Source organism: uncultured Aquabacterium sp. (assembly GCF_947366995.1).
Classification (GTDB): Bacteria; Pseudomonadota; Gammaproteobacteria; order Burkholderiales; family Burkholderiaceae_C; genus Aquabacterium.
Window position 1 is genome coordinate 62,305 of record NZ_CANBCC010000009.1, and the last position, 12,688, is coordinate 74,992.

Sequence of the window (12,688 nt, forward strand, 5' to 3'; positions counted from 1 at the left end):
CTACAGAACCCCAGAAGAACAAGACCATGGCCGAGATCCTGAAAGCCATCAAAGGCATGAACGACATCCTGCCGCCGGAATCGGCGCGCTGGGAATGGCTGGAAGACATCGTGCGGCAGCTGATGCGCCGCTATGGCTTCCAGAACATGCGCACCCCCATCGTCGAGCCCACGCCGCTGTTCGTGCGCGGCCTCGGCGAGGTGACGGACATCGTCGAAAAGGAGATGTACTCCTTCGAAGACAGCCTCAACGGCGACAAGCTCACGCTGCGCCCCGAAGGCACCGCCGGTGCCGTGCGCGCCATCAACGAGCACAGCTTTTTGTACGAAGGCGGCAAGCGCCTGTACTACATCGGCCCGATGTTCCGGCACGAGCGCCCGCAGAAGGGCCGCTATCGCCAGTTCCACCAGGTGGGCGCCGAGGTGCTGGGCTTTGCCGGCCCCGATGTCGACGCCGAGTTGATCCTCATGACGGCCACGCTGTGGCGCGACCTGGGCCTGGTCGTGGGCCGCGACGTCAAGCTGCAACTCAACAGCCTGGGCCAGCCCGAAGAGCGCAAGGCCCACCGCGAGGCCCTGATCCGCCACCTCGAAGCGAACGTCGAGCTGCTTGACGAAGACGGCAAGCGCCGCCTGCACAGCAACCCGCTGCGCATCCTGGACACCAAGAACCCGGCGATGCAGCCGGTGGTCGAAGCGGCACCGCGCCTGCTCGACTTCCTGGGGGAGGCGTCGCTCGCGCACTTCAACGCGGTCAAGGCCGTGCTGGATGCCGCCGGTGTGCCTTACGAGGTCAACACGCGCCTGGTGCGCGGCATGGACTACTACAACCTCACCGTGTTCGAATGGGTGACCGATCGCCTCGGCGCACAGGGCACGGTGTGCGGCGGTGGCCGCTACGACGGCCTGATCGAACAACTGGGCGGCAAGCCGGCGCCGGCCGTAGGCTGGGGCCTTGGCATGGAGCGCCTGCTGCTGTTGCTGGAAGAGGTGGGTGTGCCTGCTCCGGAAACGGCCCCCGATGCGTTCGCCGTCGTGTTCGCCGGCACGCCGCTGCCCGCCGTGCTGGCCACGCTTGAGGCCCTGCGGGCTGAAGGCATCGCCGTGGTGCTCAACCCGGCCGGCAAGGACGGCCCGGCCAGCCCCAAGTCCCAATTCAAGAAGGCCGATGCGAGCGGGGCCCGTTTCGCCCTGGTGTTCGGACCCGACGAAGTTGCGCAGGGCACGGTGTCCGTCAAACCCTTGCGTGACGGCGGCGAGCAACTTCGTCAGCCGCTGAACGACGTCTCGGCCTGGGCGCCGGCACTGCGCGTCGGTCGCCCCTCATAATCCGCGCATTCAACACATCACAGACCCATGGCGACTTTCGACCTCGAACAACAGGAACAGCTCGACCAGTTCAAGCATTTCTGGAAGAAGTACGGCAACCTGATCACCTGGACGCTCGTGCTGGTCCTGGGCGCCTATGCGGCGTGGACGGGATACCTGTACTGGCAGCAGAAGCGCAGCGCCGCCGCGAGCGGTCTGTACGAAGAGCTCGATCGCGCCGCGGAAGCGCGCCAGGCCGACAAGGTCGCGCAGGCCTTCAAGGACCTGAAGGCAAACTACGGCGGTACCACGTTCGCCGAGCAGGGTGCCTTGCTGGCCGCCAAGGTGGCTGCCGACAACCAGAAGCTCGACGATGCCAAGGCTGCCCTGCAGTGGGTTGCCGAGAACGGCAAGAACGCCAACCTCGTCGCGATCGCGCGGCTGCGGCTCGCCGGCGTGCAACTTGACGCCAAGGCCTACGATGACGCCCTGAAGACGCTGGATGCCAAGCTCCCGATCGAGTTTGCTCCTCTGGCTGACGACCGTCGCGGCGATGTGCTGCTCGCCCAAGGCAAGAAGGAAGAGGCTGCCAAGGCCTTCACGGCCGCATGGAAGGCCATGGATCCGACGGTCGACTACCGTCGGTTCATCGAAGGCAAACTGACGGCGTTGGGGCAGGCCCCCGCCGCGGCGGCCGCCGCCGCCTCTGCCCCCTGACGCCCCACTCATCGCCACGCACGCTTCGGCGTGTCCCCTGGTCCGCACTCGCATCACACCCATGAGCCTCCTTCGCGCCCTTCAGGCCCCGTCCTCGGGTCACGCCCTTCGACTGACGGCACTCAGCGTGTCCGCGCTCGCCCTGGCGTTGTCCCTCGGTGGCTGCGGCAGCAGCAAGCCTCAGCCAGCCCCGCTCGAGCGCTTTCAGCCCGTCGCCAAGCTCGGCATGGCGTGGTCGCAACGCGCGGTCGGCGAAGCGGAAACCCCGGTCAGCATGGCGGTGGTCGCGAACACCGTCACCGTGGCGGGAACCGGCGGCGAGGTGGCGCAGCTCGCCCTCGACACAGGCAAGACGATCTGGCGCGCCGACCTACGCGAGCCGCTGTCGGCGGGCATTGGTTCCGACGGCCGGTTTGCTGCCGTGGTCACGGCCCAGAATGAACTGGTGGTGCTCGACCGCGGCGCACCGGTCTGGCGTGAGCGTCAGTCCGGCCGCGTGATCACGGCCCCGCTGGTGGCCGGTGAGCGCGTGTTTGTGCAGGGCGTCGACCGGGCTGTGCGCGCCTACGATCTTCGCGACGGTCGCTGGCTCTGGCAGTACCAACGCCCGGGCAGCGAGCCGTTGGCACTGTCGTCTCAAGGGATGCTCACCCCGTTCCGTGACACCCTGCTGGTCGGGCAGGGCCCGCGCCTCGTGGGGCTGGATCCGGTGCGCGGCACTGCGCGTTTCGATGTCACGGTCGGCACGCCCCGTGGTACCAACGAGGTCGAGCGGCTGGCTGACCTGGTGGGCCCGGCCGCCCGCGCTGACGACGAACTGTGCGTGCGCGCATTCCAGTTCTCCGTAGCCTGTTTCGAGCTGAACCGTGGCAGTCTGCGCTGGAGCCGCACACAAGCCGGCACGCAAGCAGTGGCTGCCAATGACAACGTGGTCGTCGGTGCCGACAGCACCGATCGCTTGTCTGCCTGGAAGACCGAGAACGGCGACCTGCTCTGGCGCGTCGACCGCTTCACCCACCGTGGTCTGAGCGCGCCTGCCATCTGGGGCGACAAGCTTGCGGTGGCCGACCGTGAAGGCTATCTGCACCTGCTGTCGCTCTCCGACGGTCGCAACCTCGCCCGCATCGAACTCGATGCCCCGCTGGCGGCTGCGCCGGTCGTCGTCGCTGACCAGCTGATCGTGCTGTCCCGCAAGGGGACCGTCTCGGCCCTGCGCGCCAACTGATTCATTTCCCTGATTTCCCATGAAACCTGTCATTGCGCTGGTCGGACGACCCAACGTCGGCAAATCGACGTTGTTCAATCGACTGACCAAGAGCCGCGATGCCATCGTGGCCGACTACGCGGGCCTTACCCGTGATCGCCACTACGGCGAGGGCCGTTCGGGCTCGCGCGCCTTCATCGTCATCGACACGGGCGGCTTCGAGCCGGACTGCACGTCGGGCATCTTCAAGGAGATGGCCAACCAGACGCGCCAGGCTGTTGCCGAGGCCGATGCTGTGATCTTCGTCGTCGACGCCCGCAATGGGCTGTCGGCGCAAGACCACGACATCGCCCGCTACCTGCGTACTGCCAACAAGAAGGTGCTGCTGGCGGCCAACAAGGCCGAGGGCATGCAGTCGGGGCCGCAACTGGCCGAGTTCTACGAGCTGGGCATTGGCGAGCCGATCCCCATTTCCTCGGCGCATGGGCAGGGCATCCGCAGCCTGCTCGACCTGGCGCTCGACGACTTCTTCGCCGACGAGGACGATGAAGAGCCGGAAGAGGAGGGCGACAAGCCCATCCGCCTGGCGGTTGCCGGGCGTCCGAACGTGGGCAAGTCGACCCTGATCAACACATGGCTGGGCGAAGAGCGCCTGGTTGCATTCGACATGCCCGGCACCACGCGGGACGCCATCAGCGTGCCGTTCGAGCGCAACGGGCAGAAGTTCGAGCTGATCGACACCGCGGGCCTGCGCCGCAAGGGGCGCGTCTTCGAGGCGATCGAGAAGTTCTCGGTGGTCAAGACCCTGCAGGCCATCTCGGACGCCAACGTCGTGCTGCTGTTGGTGGACGCCACCCAGGGCGTGACCGAGCAGGACGCCCATATCGCCGGCTTCATCCTCGAGTCCGGACGCGCGGTGGTGATTGCCGTCAACAAGTGGGACGCCGTCGACAGCTACCAGCGCGAAATGCTGCAGCGCTCGATCGAGACCCGCCTGGCTTTCCTGAAGTTCGCGCCGGTGCTGCACATTTCGGCCATCAAGCGCCAGGGGCTCGGTCCGGTCTGGAAAGCCATCACCGACGCGTGGGCCTCGGCCTCGCGCAAGATGCCCACGCCCGTCCTCACCCGCCTGCTGGCCGAGGCCGTGCAATTCCAGCAGCCCAAGCGTGCCGGGGCGTTCCGCCCCAAGCTCCGTTACGCGCACCAGGGCGGCCAGAACCCGCCTGTCATCGTCATCCACGGCAACTCGCTCGAGCATGTGAGCGAGTCTTACAAGCGCTTCCTCGAAAGCCGGTTCCGAGAGCATTTCAAGCTCACCGGCACGCCGCTGCGCATCGAAATGAAGTCGTCGCAGAACCCGTTCGACGACAAGGCGTGAGCCTTCGCCGGCGCCCGTGTCACGGGGCGTCCCGCTTTGCAAGCCTTCACATGACCCTGAACATGGATCGGTTGGGGACTGTGTTAAGGTGCCCCTTCCGAAACTTTCTTTTAACACGGAGCATATCGTGAGCAACAAAGGGCAACTCCTACAAGACCCCTTCCTGAACCTGCTGCGCCGCGAGCACGTGCCGGTGTCCATCTATCTGGTCAACGGCATCAAGCTGCAAGGTCACATCGAATCGTTCGATCAGTACGTTGTGCTGCTTCGCAACACCGTGACCCAGATGGTCTACAAGCACGCCATCTCGACTGTGGTGCCCGGCCGTGCCGTGAACTTCCACGCCAACGAGTCGACCGAAGGCGGATCCGTTTGATCCGCTGCGCCCTCCAGACCAGTCGATCCTCCTCCTGACGCCTTGACCACCGACTCCCCGTCTGTGCGCCTCGCCAATGAGGACCCCCGGGTCGTGCTGGTCGGGGTCGACTTCGGCCCCGGCTCGTCGTTCGACCCCACCCTCGACGAACTCGCGCTGCTGGCCGAATCGGCCGGCGACCAGCCCGTTGCCAAAGTCACGGCCAAGCGCCGTGCGCCCGATGCGGCCCTGTTCGTGGGCTCGGGCAAGGCCGATGAAATCAAGTCTCTTGTGACGCTCTACCAGGCGCACGGGGTCATTTTCGACCAGGCCCTGTCGCCTGCCCAGCAGCGCAACCTCGAGCGCCATCTCGGCGTCGAGGTGCTCGACCGAACCGGCCTGATCCTCGAGATCTTCGGCGCCCGTGCCCGAAGCCACGAAGGCAAGCTGCAGGTCGAACTTGCGCGCCTCGAATACCTCTCCACCCGCCTTGTGCGGCGCTGGTCTCACCTGGAGCGCCAGCGTGGCGGCGTCGGGCACCGCGGCGGTCCGGGTGAAACCCAGATCGAACTCGACCGCCGGATGATCGATCAGCGCATCAAGTCGCTGAAAGAGCGGTTGGTCAAGGTCAAGAAGCAGCGCAACACCCAGCGGCGTTCGCGCGAGCGCACCGGCACCTTCCGTGTGTCGCTCGTCGGGTACACCAACGCCGGCAAGTCGACCTTGTTCAACGCGTTGACCAAGGCCGGTACCTACGCGGCCAACCAGTTGTTTGCCACGCTGGACACGACCACCCGGCAGTTGTTCCTGTCCGAGGCGCAGCGCAGCGTGACCCTGTCCGACACGGTGGGGTTCATCCGCGATCTGCCGCACACGCTGGTCGAGTCGTTTGAAGCGACACTGCAGGAGGCCGCCGAGGCAGATCTCCTGCTGCACGTGGTCGATGCCGCCAGCCCCGTGTTGCACGAACAGATCGACGAAGTGCTGCGGGTGCTCGACAGCATCGGCGCCGGTGCACTGCCGCAGGTCCTGGTGTTCAACAAGTGCGACAGCCTCGAAGCCCATCAGCAGCCGCACCACCAGCGCGATGTCTACGAATTGCCCTCGGGTCGCCGTTGTCAACGTGTCTTTGTGAGTGCGCTGAAAGGGCAGGGGCTTGATACCCTGCGTGCCGTGCTGGCTGAAGCTGCGGTTTCCGGGCTCGGCGACGAGGCCATCACCCCCACGGAAGTCGACCCCCGATTCGACAGGCACAATCCCCTTGATTCAGAGGTACCCCCGTCGGCGTACCCTGGTTTTCCGACCGACACAACATGAACATGCATACGCTGGATGCAGGCTCCGGGCCTGCACGATCGATCCGCTTGACGTGGGCGGTGCTGCCCTTGGCGGCGCGGCTTGCCATGGGTGCCGTCCATCGCACTGCCTGGCTGGGTACCCAGGCGCTGCGTCAGGTCCTGCCCGGGGCGGCACGTCCGGCGGTGTTGCTCAACCAGCGCAACGACGGTCCGCCTGACCTTGACGAGCTCTGGCGTGATTTCAACCGCAAGCTCAGCGGCATGTTTGCCAACAAGGGCGGCGGCGACAACAACGGACCCGGCGGCAACATGTCGCCCGACCCCAGTGGCGCCGGCATCGGTGCCGGGCTGATTCTGGGCGTCGTGGCCCTGATCTGGCTGGGCAGCGGCTTCTTCATCGTGCAGGAAGGGCAGCAGGCGGTCGTGATGTCGTTTGGCCGTTTCAGCCACACCGTCGACGCCGGCTTCCAGTGGCGCGCCCCGTATCCCTTCCAGAGCCACGAGGTGGTCAATCTCACGCAGTTGCGCTCCATCGACGTGGGCAGCAACTCCGTGATGCAAGCCACCGGCCTGCGTGACTCGTCCATGCTCACGCGAGACGAGAACATCGTCGACATCCGCTTCACCGTCCAGTACCGCCTGCAGGATGCCCGCCAGTACCTCTTCGAGAACCGCAGCTCCGACGAAGCCGTACTGCAGGCGGCCGAATCCGCCGTGCGCGAGATCGTGGGCAACAGCAACATGGATTCGGTGCTGTACGAGCAGCGCGACGCCATTGCGGCCGAACTGGTGAAGTCCATTCAGGCCCAGCTCAACAAGCTGAAGGCCGGCGTGCTGGTGGCCAACGTCAACGTTCAGAGCGTGCAGGCCCCCGAACAGGTGCAGGCGGCCTTCGACGACGCGTTCAAGGCCGGCGCAGACCGCGAGCGGCTGAAGAACGAGGGCCAGGCCTACGCCAACGACGTGATCCCGAAGGCACAGGGCACGGCAGCGCGTTTGCGCGAGGAAGCCGCCGGTTATTCCGCCCGTGTGGTGGCGCAGGCCGAGGGCGATGCACAGCGCTTCAAGTCGGTGTATGCCGAGTACCAGAAGGCGCCTGGCGTCATGCGCGACCGGCTCTACATCGACACGATGCAGCAGGTCTACAGCAACGTGACCAAGGTGATGGTCGAGAGCCGCCAGGGCTCCAATCTGCTTTACCTCCCGCTTGACAAGCTGATGGGCGTGAACGGCGGTGCGCCAGCGGCACCGGCTGCGGCCACCTCGGCACCGGACAACGGCGTGGCGACCGCGCCCGCGGCACCGGGTGCGACCGACTCCCGCTCGCGTGATGGTCTGCGCAGCCGCGACCGCGATGCGCGCTGAAGCGCGCCCGCCCCATGCAGCGCCCAAGCATCAAGGAAACCTGACATGAACCGCATCGGTACCTACTTGGTCGGCATCCTGCTGGCCATCGTCATCGCGGCATCGACCCTGTTTGTTGTCGACCAGCGCCAGTTTGCCGTGGTCTACGCACTTGGCGAAATCAAGGAAGTCATCAGCGAGCCGGGCTTGAAGTTCAAGCTGCCCGCGCCACTGCAGAACGTGATCTTCCTCGACCGTCGTGTGCAGACGCTCGACAGCCCTGAGTCGCGCCCCATCTTCACGGCCGAGAAGAAGAGCCTGGTGATCGACTGGCTGGTGAAATGGCGCGTGACCGAGCCTCGCCAGTTCATCCGCAACAACGGCGTCGACATCCGCAATGCCGAGAACCGCCTGTCGCCGATCGTGCAGGCTGCGCTCAACGAGGAGGTCACCAAGCGCACCGTGGGGGCGGTGCTCTCCACCGAACGCGAGAAGGTCATGCAGGGCGTCATCCGCCGCCTGGCTGACGACGCCAAGTCCTTCGGCATCGAGATCGTCGATGTGCGCATCAAGCGCGTGGACTTCTCCGCCAACATCACCGAGTCGGTCTACCGCCGCATGGAGTCCGAACGCAAGCGCGTGGCCAACGAGCTGCGCTCCACCGGTGGTGCCGAAGGCGAGAAGATCCGCGCTGATGCCGACCGCCAGCGTGAAATCATCGTGGCCGAAGCCTACCGCGATGCCCAGAAGATCAAGGGCGAGGGCGATGCCAAGGCTTCGGCCCTGTATGCCGAAGCGTTTGGCCGGGACCCGCAGTTTGCTCAGTTCTATCGGAGCCTTGAGGCCTACCGTGCCACCTTCCGCAGCAAGAGCGACGTGATGGTGATCGACCAGAGCGGTGACTTCTTCAAGACCATGCGGGGCGGCAGCGCTCCCAGCTCGGCCGCGGCGCCACGCAAGTGACCGTGCTGCAGGCGAAGAAGGCCCCGTGCGCCGGGAGGCGCAGGGATCTCGCCCATGTCTGACGTTCTCTGGACTGCGCTGGCCCTCGTGCTTGTGTTCGAGGGCCTGATGCCCGCCATCAACCCCGGTGGCTGGCGTCGCATGTTCGAGCAATTGATGCGCTTCGACGACGAGCAGATCCGTCGTTTCGGGCTCGGCAGCATGGTCGTTGGCCTGCTGCTTCTCTGGGTGATTCAGGCCTTCTCCTGAGCGCCCCGGTCGGCCGGCAGGGCACTTCGCTGTCAAAGTGTCCCGAACCCCCGGTAGAATCTCGTTTTTAACCCCCACACGTTTTCTTATGTCGTCTGCTTGGCTGTTGCCAGAGCACATTGCTGACGTCTTGCCCGCGCAGGCCCGTCGCGTGGAAGAGTTGCGTCGCATCTGGCTGGATGTCGCCCGCAGCTACGGCTACGAGCTCGTGATGCCGCCGCTGCTCGAGCACCTTGACTCGCTGCTGTCCGGCACCGGCCGCGCGCTCGACCTCCGCACTTTCAAACTGGTGGACCAGCTCTCCGGTCGCACGCTCGGCGTGCGTGCCGATGCCACACCTCAGGTGGCCCGCATCGACGCGCACTTGCTGAACCGAGACAGCGTCACCCGCCTGTGCTACTGCGGCCCCGTGCTGCACACCCGACCTGCAAGCCCCCAGGCCAGCCGTGAGCCGCTGCAACTCGGTTGCGAGATCTACGGCCACGCCGGGCTGGAAGCCGAACTGGAATCGACCGAACTGGCGCTCGAAGGGCTGCTGGGCTCGGGGCTCACAGACCTTGTCATCGATCTGGCCGACGTGCGCCTCATTGAAGGTGTGCTGGCCGGTCTTGGCATCACGGCCCTCGACGACACGATCCGCACTGCGTTGGTCGCCGCGCTGACCGCCAAGGACGTCGCTGCGCTGCGTGAGTTGGCGGCCCAGGGGCCCTTGGCCGCTGCGCCAGATGCCGCTCGCGTGCTGGTTGGCCTGACCACGCTCTACGGCGGCGACGAGGTGCTGGACCAGGCGCGCGCGCTGCTGCCCGACCACCCGATGGTCGTTGCCGCGTTGCGTGACCTCGGCTGGTTGGCTGGCCACCTGCGTCAGACGCGGGCCGAAGTCCGTGTCGGCTTCGACCTGTCCGATCTGTCGGGCTACGCTTACTACAGTGGCACCCGCTTTGCCGTCTACGGTGCTGGCCTGGCCGATGCACTGGTGCGTGGCGGCCGTTACGACGAGGTGGGGGCCGTGTTCGGCCGCCGCCGCCCCGCCGTGGGCTTCAGCCTCGACCTCAAGGTGCTGGCTGAACTGCTCGCCTCGCGCAGCGGTCTTGCCGTGCGGCCCGCCGTACGGGCTCCCTGGGGTGAAGACCCCGCCTTGCGCCAGGCTGTGCGCACCCTCCGAGGGCAGGGCCACACCGTGGTGTGCGTGCTGCCTGGACATGAACACGACGTCCAGGAATTCGACTGCGACCGCGAGCTCGCACTCGTCGACGGACGCTGGACGGTGCGCGCCCTCTGAGCGCACCGCCTTTCCCTTACGCGAAACAGGAATCTGCCATGCAAAGCACTTCTGCGTCGGCTCGCGCCGGCAACACCACCGCCCGCAACGTTGTGGTGGTTGGCACCCAATGGGGTGACGAAGGCAAGGGCAAGGTCGTCGACTGGCTGACCGACCATGCTGCTGCCGTCGTCCGCTTCCAGGGCGGCCACAACGCCGGCCACACGCTGGTGATCAACGGCAAGAAGACCGCCCTGCAGCTCATCCCGTCCGGCATCATGCGCGACGGGGTCGCCTGCTACATCGGCAACGGTGTGGTGGTGGACCCGACCCATCTGCTGTCTGAAATCAAGCGTCTGGAAGACGCTGGTCTGGACGTGCGTTCACGCCTGTACATCAGCGAGTCGTGCCCGCTGATCCTTCCCTTCCACGTGGAAGTCGACAAGGCCCGCGAGGCCCTGCGCGAGACCAGCGGCAGCGGCAAGATCGGCACCACCGGCAAGGGCATCGGCCCGGCCTATGAAGACAAGGTCGCCCGCCGTGCCCTGCGCGTGCAGGATCTGAAGCATCCGGACCGCTTCGCCAAGAAGCTGCGGGAGTTGCTGGAGTTGCACAACTTCGCACTGGAAGGCTACCTGAAGGCCGAGAAGCTGGAATTCCAGCCGATTTTCGACCAGGCCATGGCGGCCGCGAAGGAAATCCTGCCCATGCTGGCTGACGTCGGCGTGCGCATCCACGCTCACAACGTGGACGGTGGCAGCGTGCTGTTCGAAGGCGCGCAGGGCACGTTGCTGGACATCGACCATGGCACGTACCCGTACGTGACCTCGTCGAACTGCGTGGCCGGCAATGCCGCCGCCGGCTCGGGTGTGGGCCCTGACAAGCTGCATTACATCCTCGGCATCACCAAGGCCTACACCACGCGCGTGGGCAGCGGCCCGTTCCCGACCGAACTCGACTGGGACACGCCGGGCACCGTCGGCCATCACCTGTCCACCGTGGGCCAGGAGCGTGGCACCGTGACGGGGCGAGCCCGTCGCTGCGGCTGGCTCGATGCTGCAGCCCTGAAGCGCTCGGTGCTGATCAACGGCATCTCTGGCATCTGCCTGACCAAGCTCGACGTGCTGGATGGCCTGAGTGAGATCAAGGTGTGCACCGGGTACATGCTGCGTGGTGAACGCATCGACATCCTGCCTCTGGATGCCGACGACATCGTGGCCTGCGAACCGATCTACGAGAGCTTCCCGGGATGGGAAGGCTCCACCTTCGGCATCACCGAATGGGACAAGCTGCCGAACAATGCGCGCGCCTACCTCGAGCGCGTGCAGGGTTTCATCGGCGCGCCGATCGACATGGTGTCGACGGGCCCCGACCGCGACCACACCATCCTGCTGCGTCATCCCTACAAGGGTTGACTGCATCCGTTTTTCCGACCGACAACCCATAGGCACACCATGCTCACCGACGACGGTAAACACCTCTATGTCTCCTGGGAGGAGTACCACCAGCTGATCGAGCGCCTGGCGCTCAAGGTGCACGCTTCCGGCTGGGAGTTCGATCAGATCCTGTGTCTGGCCCGCGGCGGCCTGCGTCCGGGCGATGTGCTATCGCGCGTGTTCGACAAGCCGCTCGGCATCATGTCGACGAGCTCCTACCGTGACGAAGGCGGCACGCTGCAGGGCCGCCTCGACATGGCGAAGTACATCACCATGCCGAAGGGTGAACTGGCAGGGCGTGTGCTGCTGGTCGATGACCTGGCGGATTCTGGCGTGACGCTGCAGGCAGTGGTCGAGCGGCTGCGCAGCATGCCGGCCATCACCGAGTTGCGCTCGTCCGTGATCTGGGTGAAGGGCGTGTCCTGCTATACGCCGGACTACTATGTCGAAGCACTGCCGACGAGTCCCTGGATCCATCAGCCCTTCGAGGAATACGACGGCCTGCGTCCTCCAGCGCTGCTCAAGCGTTACGAGGTCTGAGTTTCGCGACAGGCGAAACCGGCGACAGCCCAAGGCAGCCACATCGGCTGCTTTTTTTCTTGTGCCTGAGGTTGCGCGCACGCCGGGCGCTTGCGCCGCACGGCGCAATGAGAAAAGCCGGTTGACCTTTCGATCAACCGGCTTGCTCATTTGGTGCCCAGGAGAGGACTCGAACCTCCACGGAGTTACCCGCTAGTACCTGAAACTAGTGCGTCTACCAATTCCGCCACCTGGGCAGGTACTGTTTGATGCGTTGCTTTGGCGTTTCAGCGTTGCGCTGCATCAAGACCATTAATGTAGCACCATTTTTGGTTTCTTGTCCAGTTCCCGCTGCGGCGTGGTGAAAAAACGGCAGACAAAGCCAGAACCCAGTGAAGTGTTGCGTTCTGGCTGCATCGGCGTGGGGCTTCAACGTCCGGGCCGGGCAGGGGGCTGCCGGGATGTGGTGTACGCTGGGTTTTCGGAGCCCGACATGTTTTTGCAACACCCCCATCCTCATCCGCTGCAACACGCACGGGCGCTGGCGATCGGATCGTCGATCGCATTCAGCAGGCATGAAAAAAGCCGGTTGATCATCGATCAACCGGCTCTCTCAATGGTGCCCAGGAGAGGACTCGAACCTCCACGGAGTTACCC

At 65.4% G+C, this 12,688-nt stretch carries 12 protein-coding genes and 1 tRNA gene; 12 read left to right on the forward strand and 1 reads right to left on the reverse strand.

The features are described 5' to 3' along the window. Positions 1–26: 26 nt before the first annotated feature. The 12 genes from hisS to Q0Z44_RS04630 all read left to right on the forward strand — a co-directional run bounded on the left by hisS (position 27) and on the right by Q0Z44_RS04630 (position 12,052). Positions 27–1,328, forward strand: a complete 1,302-nt coding sequence (gene hisS, locus Q0Z44_RS04575) for a histidine--tRNA ligase (RefSeq protein WP_298010952.1) — start codon at positions 27–29, stop codon at positions 1,326–1,328. Positions 1,329–1,355: 27 nt separating this feature from the next. After that, the gene (locus Q0Z44_RS04580; protein WP_298010954.1) at positions 1,356–2,024 is read left to right on the forward strand and encodes a tetratricopeptide repeat protein; all 669 of its coding nucleotides are present in this window, start codon (positions 1,356–1,358) and stop codon (positions 2,022–2,024) included. A 61-nt stretch (positions 2,025–2,085) separates the two neighbouring features. Then, on the forward strand, positions 2,086–3,249 hold the full coding sequence (gene bamB / locus Q0Z44_RS04585; RefSeq protein WP_298010955.1) for an outer membrane protein assembly factor BamB: 1,164 nt from the start codon (positions 2,086–2,088) through the stop codon (positions 3,247–3,249). Positions 3,250–3,268: 19 nt separating this feature from the next. Next, positions 3,269–4,606: a ribosome biogenesis GTPase Der gene (gene der, locus Q0Z44_RS04590; protein ID WP_298010957.1), complete on the forward strand. Its 1,338-nt coding sequence runs from the start codon at positions 3,269–3,271 to the stop codon at positions 4,604–4,606. Between the two features lie 127 nt (positions 4,607–4,733). Next, positions 4,734–4,982, forward strand: coding sequence for an RNA chaperone Hfq (hfq, locus tag Q0Z44_RS04595; RefSeq protein ID WP_109036250.1), 249 nt, complete (start codon positions 4,734–4,736; stop codon positions 4,980–4,982). 42 nt (positions 4,983–5,024) lie between these two features. Further along, complete coding sequence (hflX, locus tag Q0Z44_RS04600; protein WP_298010960.1) at positions 5,025–6,278, forward strand: GTPase HflX; 1,254 nt, start codon at positions 5,025–5,027, stop codon at positions 6,276–6,278. Continuing rightward, on the forward strand, positions 6,275–7,624 hold the full coding sequence (hflK, locus tag Q0Z44_RS04605; RefSeq protein WP_298010962.1) for an FtsH protease activity modulator HflK: 1,350 nt from the start codon (positions 6,275–6,277) through the stop codon (positions 7,622–7,624). Before hflX ends, hflK begins: the two co-directional genes overlap by 4 nt. 45 nt (positions 7,625–7,669) lie before the next feature. Further along, complete coding sequence (gene hflC / locus Q0Z44_RS04610) at positions 7,670–8,566, forward strand: protease modulator HflC (RefSeq protein ID WP_298010964.1); 897 nt, start codon at positions 7,670–7,672, stop codon at positions 8,564–8,566. A 54-nt stretch (positions 8,567–8,620) separates the two neighbouring features. Further along, positions 8,621–8,815, forward strand: a complete 195-nt coding sequence (locus Q0Z44_RS04615; RefSeq protein ID WP_298010967.1) for a DUF2065 domain-containing protein — start codon at positions 8,621–8,623, stop codon at positions 8,813–8,815. Positions 8,816–8,903: 88 nt separating this feature from the next. Next, a complete protein-coding gene (locus tag Q0Z44_RS04620) occupies positions 8,904–10,097 on the forward strand; it encodes an ATP phosphoribosyltransferase regulatory subunit (RefSeq protein ID WP_298010969.1) in 1,194 nt (397 codons plus the stop codon). 38 nt (positions 10,098–10,135) lie between these two features. Beyond that, positions 10,136–11,491 carry an adenylosuccinate synthase gene (locus tag Q0Z44_RS04625; RefSeq protein ID WP_298010970.1) on the forward strand — a complete coding sequence of 452 codons (1,356 nt, stop codon included), beginning with the start codon at positions 10,136–10,138 and terminating at the stop codon, positions 11,489–11,491. A 39-nt stretch (positions 11,492–11,530) separates the two neighbouring features. Next, positions 11,531–12,052, forward strand: a complete 522-nt coding sequence (locus tag Q0Z44_RS04630) for a phosphoribosyltransferase (RefSeq protein WP_298010971.1) — start codon at positions 11,531–11,533, stop codon at positions 12,050–12,052. Between the two features lie 151 nt (positions 12,053–12,203). Here Q0Z44_RS04630 and Q0Z44_RS04635 read toward each other — a convergent pair. Next, positions 12,204–12,288 (reverse strand) — tRNA-Leu (locus Q0Z44_RS04635). Between the last annotated feature and the right edge of the window lie 400 nt (positions 12,289–12,688).

Excerpts from the sequence above, each read along its gene's own strand:
- bamB (WP_298010955.1), top strand. The coding sequence starts at position 2,086 with ATGAGCCTCCTTCGCGCCCTTCAGGCCCCGTCCTCGGGTCACGCCCTT.
- hflC (WP_298010964.1), top strand. The coding sequence starts at position 7,670 with ATGAACCGCATCGGTACCTACTTGGTCGGCATCCTGCTGGCCATCGTC.
- hisS (WP_298010952.1), top strand. The coding sequence starts at position 27 with ATGGCCGAGATCCTGAAAGCCATCAAAGGCATGAACGACATCCTGCCG.
- der (WP_298010957.1), top strand. The coding sequence starts at position 3,269 with ATGAAACCTGTCATTGCGCTGGTCGGACGACCCAACGTCGGCAAATCG.
- Q0Z44_RS04625 (WP_298010970.1), top strand. The coding sequence starts at position 10,136 with ATGCAAAGCACTTCTGCGTCGGCTCGCGCCGGCAACACCACCGCCCGC.
- Q0Z44_RS04580 (WP_298010954.1), top strand. The coding sequence starts at position 1,356 with ATGGCGACTTTCGACCTCGAACAACAGGAACAGCTCGACCAGTTCAAG.
- hflK (WP_298010962.1), top strand. The coding sequence starts at position 6,275 with ATGAACATGCATACGCTGGATGCAGGCTCCGGGCCTGCACGATCGATC.
- Q0Z44_RS04620 (WP_298010969.1), top strand. The coding sequence starts at position 8,904 with ATGTCGTCTGCTTGGCTGTTGCCAGAGCACATTGCTGACGTCTTGCCC.
- Q0Z44_RS04630 (WP_298010971.1), top strand. The coding sequence starts at position 11,531 with ATGCTCACCGACGACGGTAAACACCTCTATGTCTCCTGGGAGGAGTAC.
- Q0Z44_RS04615 (WP_298010967.1), top strand. The coding sequence starts at position 8,621 with ATGTCTGACGTTCTCTGGACTGCGCTGGCCCTCGTGCTTGTGTTCGAG.